This is a genomic window from Bergeriella denitrificans NBRC 102155, from assembly GCF_001592185.1.
GTDB classification, from domain to species: domain Bacteria; phylum Pseudomonadota; class Gammaproteobacteria; order Burkholderiales; family Neisseriaceae; genus Neisseria; species Neisseria denitrificans.
Window position 1 is genome coordinate 1 of record NZ_BCWL01000170.1, and the last position, 4,770, is coordinate 4,770.

Below are 4,770 nucleotides of genomic sequence, written 5' to 3' on the forward strand. Positions count from 1 at the left end.
TAGACCGGGCTTCAGCCCGGCAGTTGACAGGCAAATCGAAAGGAAACAAGTCAGGCTAGGTTGGGGTCAAGCCTGCAGTCGCTTTTTATAGTCGATAACCTTTGCAAAAAGGTTGCAAATTTCTCAGCCGTCATTCGCTTTCAGTTTTCAGACGGCCTATCCGCGCAAATCTACCGATAGACGCATTACCCCAAACCCATGCCGCGTCAGGCTTTATCGCTACGTAGGTATTGGCGGAGCGGGCGGTGTTTTTTGCCGCGTAGGGTGTCGTCGTATGCCTGTGCGTAGGCGGCTTTGGGCAGTCCGGCCAAAACGCGGATATGGGCGGCAGCGGATTTGGCCAGTGAAGCGGGTGTGTAGCCGCCTTCCAATACGGATACGATGCGGCCGGGGCAGCTGGAGGCCGTCTGAATAATTTTGTGGGTCAGCCAGGCGAAGTCGGCTTCGTGCAGGTTGAGCCGGCCGGTTTCGTCTTGGCGGTGCGCGTCAAAGCCGGCGCACAAGACCACCAGCTCGGGCTGGAAGGCGGCCAGTTTGGGCAGCCAGCGGGTGCGGACGGTGCGGCGGAAGCTGCGGCTGTCGGCGCCGGCGGAGAAGGGGGTGTGCACCATATCGGGGTTGCGCGCGCGGCTGTCGAAGTCGGGGAAGGGAAACAGGTCGGTTTCGTATAAATCCAGCATCAAAATGCGCGGGTCGTTTTGGAAGATTTCCGTGGTGCCGTCGCCGTGGTGTACGTCGAAGTCGATCACGGCGACGCGCTGCAGGCGGTATTCGGCAATGGCGTGCATGATGCCTGCGGCGGCATTATTGAGCAGGCAGAAGCCGCCCGCGCGTCCGCTTTGGGCATGGTGGCCGGGCGGGCGGACGGCACAAAAGGCGTGCCAGGCTTTTTTCTTCATCACCATATCTACGGCCTGCACCACGGCACCGGCGGCGAAACGGGCGGCTTTGAGCGAGTCGTGGCTCATCACGGTATCGTCGTCGATGCGGTAGATCTTGCCGGGTGCGGGCTGGTTGGATTCGAGAAAGGAGAGATAGCTGCGGCGGTGCACCAGCGCCAGGCGTGCATCGCTGATTTCTTCTGCTTCGGCGGTTTGCAGATGGCGCCAGATGTCTTCGCTTTTGAGCGCGGTTTCGATGGCGGCAATCCGCTCGGGCGAGTCGGGGTGGCCGCCGCCGGGGTGGTGTTCGCGGAATAGGGGGTGGGAAATCCACACGGTGCGTGCGTTTTTGCCGAGCAGGCGGCGCAGGCGGGTGCGTAGGCGTTGTAACAGTTTTTTCATGACAAATCGGCGGCGGGGTAGGGCAGACCCGCCGTATGGCCGGGTATCTGTGGCATAAAGCCGTCTGAAAACGCAATATATGGTTAATAAATACGGAAAGACTTGGAAATTTTTCAGACGGCCTTTAGAATAGCTTACTTTGGCCGGAAAACCAAACGGTTTCCGCTTCCGCACAACTGGTTCTGAGAGAGAAATAAAAATGGATCAAAACGTTATCGCCCAATTTGCCCCCTTAGTTCTGATTATGGTGGTGTTCTACTTCCTGATTATGCGCCCGCAGCAAAAGAAATTCAAAGCGCACCAAGCCATGCTGAACGAGCTGAAAGTCGGCGATAAAGTGGTATTGGCTGCCGGCTTCAAAGGCCGCGTGACTAAAGTCGGCGAGCAGTTTTTCGGCGTGGAAATCGGCCGCGGCGTGGAAGTGGAAGTCGAGCGCAACGCGATTGCCAGCAAGGCCGAGTAACCGGCCGCAGGGTCTGCCGGACAGGATGAAGTGCCGACAGACCCGATGCCGTGCAAAAGCCGCACCCTTTGGGGTACGCGGCTGTTTGTCTTTCTAAAAAAAACGCTTCTGCCGCATCGGCGGAGCCGTTTGAAAACCGAAGGTTTGATTATGAACCGTTATCCCTTGTGGAAATATCTGCTGATTGCCGCAACCATCGTGTTGTCGGTGATTTATTCGCTGCCCAACCTGTTCGGCGAAACCCCGGCGGTGCAGGTATCGACCAACCGACAATCCATCGTCATCAACGAGCAGACGCAAAACCGCGTCGCCGCCGCGCTGCAGGCTGAGAATATTCAAACCGACGGCATGTTTGTGGTGGACAATTCGCTCAAAGTGCGCTTTAAAGATGCGGAAACCCAGCTCAAAGCGCGCGACGTTATCGAAAATACTTTGGGCGAGGGCTATATTACCGCGCTCAACCTTTTGGCCGACAGCCCGGAATGGATGGCGAAAATCAACGCCAATCCGATGTTTTTGGGTCTCGACCTGCGCGGCGGCGTGCATTTCACCATGCAGGTGGACATGAAAGCGGCCATGCAGAAAACCTTTGAACGCTACGCGGGCGACATCCGCCGCGAGCTGCGCCGCCAGAAAATCCGTTTCGGCAGCATCCGCCAAACCGAAAACAGCCTGAGCGTGCCGTTCCAAGAAGCGGCCGACGTGCAGAAAGCGCTGCCTGAGCTGCGCCGCCTGCTGCCGGATGCCACGCTGACGGCCAGCGGCAACGACATTCAGCTGACTTTGTCGGAAGAAGTGGTGAATAAAGTCCGCACTGATGCCGTGAAGCAAAACATCACCACGCTGCACAACCGTGTGAACGAGCTGGGCGTGGCCGAGCCTGTGATTCAGCAGTCCGGTGCCGACCGCATCGTGGTGCAGCTGCCGGGCGTGCAGGACACCGCCAAGGCCAAAGACATCATCGGCCGTACCGCGACTTTGGAAGTGCGTATGGTGGAAGACGATCCGGCCAAAATTCAGGCGGCTTTGAGCGGCAACGTGCCGAGCGGCTTCGAATTGTTGTACAGCGCGGGCGAGCATCCGCAGCCGACTTTGGTAAACAAACAAGTCGAGTTGACCGGCGACAACATCAACGACGCGCAGCCGAGCTTTGACGAAATGGGCGCACCGGCCGTCAGCATCAACTTGGACGGTACGGGCGGTACGATTTTCGGCGAACTGACCGCGCAAAACGTCGGTAAACGCATGGCGATGGTGCTCATCGACCAGGGTAAATCCGAAGTGGTGACCGCGCCGGTTATCCGCCAGCCGATTACCGGCGGCCGCGTACAGATTTCCGGCAGCATGAGCAGCGCCGAGGCTAACGATACCTCGCTGCTGCTGCGTGCCGGCTCGCTGGCCGCGCCGATGGAAATCGTGGAAGAGCGCACCATCGGCCCGTCTTTGGGTAAGGAAAACATCGAAAAAGGCTTCAATTCGACCCTATGGGGTTTTGCCGCCGTATCGCTGTTTATGGTGGTTTACTACCGCCTGATGGGTTTCTTCTCTACCATCGCCCTGTCAACCAATATCCTGTTCTTGGTCGCGATTTTGTCGGCGCTGCAGGCAACCATGACCCTGCCGGGTATCGCCGCGCTGGCGCTGACTTTGGGTATGGCGATTGACTCCAACGTGTTGATTAACGAGCGTATCCGCGAAGAATTGCGCGACGGTGCGCCGCCGCAGGCCGCGATTTATTCCGGCTTCCAGCACGCTTGGGCGACGATTGTCGACTCCAACCTGACCTCCCTGATTGCCGGTATCGCCCTCTTGATTTTCGGTTCCGGCCCGGTACGCGGCTTTGCCGTGGTGCACTGTATCGGTATTCTGACCTCGATGTTCTCATCGGTGGTGGTGTTCCGCGCGCTGGTGAACCTGTGGTACGGCAGCCGCCGCAAGCTGCAAAACATTTCCATCGGCGCAGTATGGCGGCCGAAAGCCCAGGCCGCTGCGGCGGATAAGGAGTAAGACATGGAATTATTCAGAATTAAACGCGATATTCCGTTTATGAGCTACGGCAAGCTCACCACGTTTATTTCGTTGGTGACCTTTATTACCGCCGTATTTTTCCTGGTCACCAAAGGTTTGAACTTCTCGGTGGAGTTTACCGGCGGTACGGTGATGGAAGTGCAGTACACCCAGGGCGCGGATTTGAACAAAACCCGCGAGCGCTTGGATACGCTCAAGCTGGGCGATGTGCAGGTGCAGGCGTTGGGTACGAACCGTCATGTGATGATTCGTTTGCCGAACAAAGAGGGCGTGCCTTCCGCGCAGCTTTCCAATAATGTGATGGATCTGCTCAAACAGGATGCGCCCGATGTGACCTTGCGCCAAGTCGAATTTATCGGCCCGCAGGTCGGCGAAGAATTGGTGACCAACGGCTTGCTGGCGCTGGGCATGGTGATTGTCGGCATTATCGTGTATCTGTCTATGCGCTTTGAATGGCGTTTTGCGGTATCGGCGATTATCGCCAATATGCACGATATTGTGATTATTCTCGGCTGCTTTGCCTTCTTCCAATGGGAATTTTCGCTGACCGTGTTGGCGGGTATTCTAGCGGTATTGGGCTATTCGGTGAATGAATCGGTGGTGGTGTTCGACCGTATCCGCGAAAACTTCCGCAAGCCCGCCATGCGTAATCATACTGTGCCGCAGGTGATTGACAATGCGATTACCGCCACCATGAGCCGTACCATCATCACCCACGGCTCGACCGAAGCGATGGTGGTGTCCATGCTGGTATTCGGCGGCGCGGCGCTGCACGGTTTCTCGATGGCGCTGACCATCGGCATCGTGTTCGGCATCTACTCTTCCATTTTGGTCGCCAGCCCGCTCCTGCTGATGTTCGGTTTGAACCGCGATAATTTGGCGAAAGCCAACCAGAAAAAAGAAGAAGTAGTAGTATAGTGATTAAAAAGCAGCATGATACGGCGTGCCGCCTGGTTTCATGCTGCATTTATCCGAAGTATAGTCATTTAAAATAAG

At 56.9% G+C, this 4,770-nt stretch carries 4 protein-coding genes; 3 read left to right on the forward strand and 1 reads right to left on the reverse strand.

Annotated elements, in window-relative coordinates:
• Nucleotides 1–206 precede the first annotated feature (206 nt).
• A complete protein-coding gene (locus BDE01S_RS08445) occupies nucleotides 207–1,283 on the reverse strand; it encodes a histone deacetylase family protein (RefSeq protein WP_066080147.1) in 1,077 nt (358 codons plus the stop codon).
• Between the two features lie 199 nt (nucleotides 1,284–1,482).
• Between BDE01S_RS08445 and yajC the strand changes: the two genes are divergently transcribed.
• The 3 genes from yajC (at nucleotide 1,483) to secF (ending at nucleotide 4,692) form a co-directional block, all read left to right on the forward strand.
• Entirely contained in the window at nucleotides 1,483–1,746 is a 264-nt protein-coding gene (gene yajC / locus BDE01S_RS08450) for a preprotein translocase subunit YajC (RefSeq protein WP_066080150.1), read from the forward strand.
• Nucleotides 1,747–1,896: 150 nt separating this feature from the next.
• Nucleotides 1,897–3,753 (forward strand): protein translocase subunit SecD, encoded by a 1,857-nt coding sequence (gene secD / locus BDE01S_RS08455; RefSeq protein WP_066080155.1) that lies wholly within the window; start codon nucleotides 1,897–1,899, stop codon nucleotides 3,751–3,753.
• 3 nt (nucleotides 3,754–3,756) lie between these two features.
• Entirely contained in the window at nucleotides 3,757–4,692 is a 936-nt protein-coding gene (secF, locus tag BDE01S_RS08460) for a protein translocase subunit SecF (RefSeq protein ID WP_066080152.1), read from the forward strand.
• Nucleotides 4,693–4,770 lie beyond the last annotated feature (78 nt).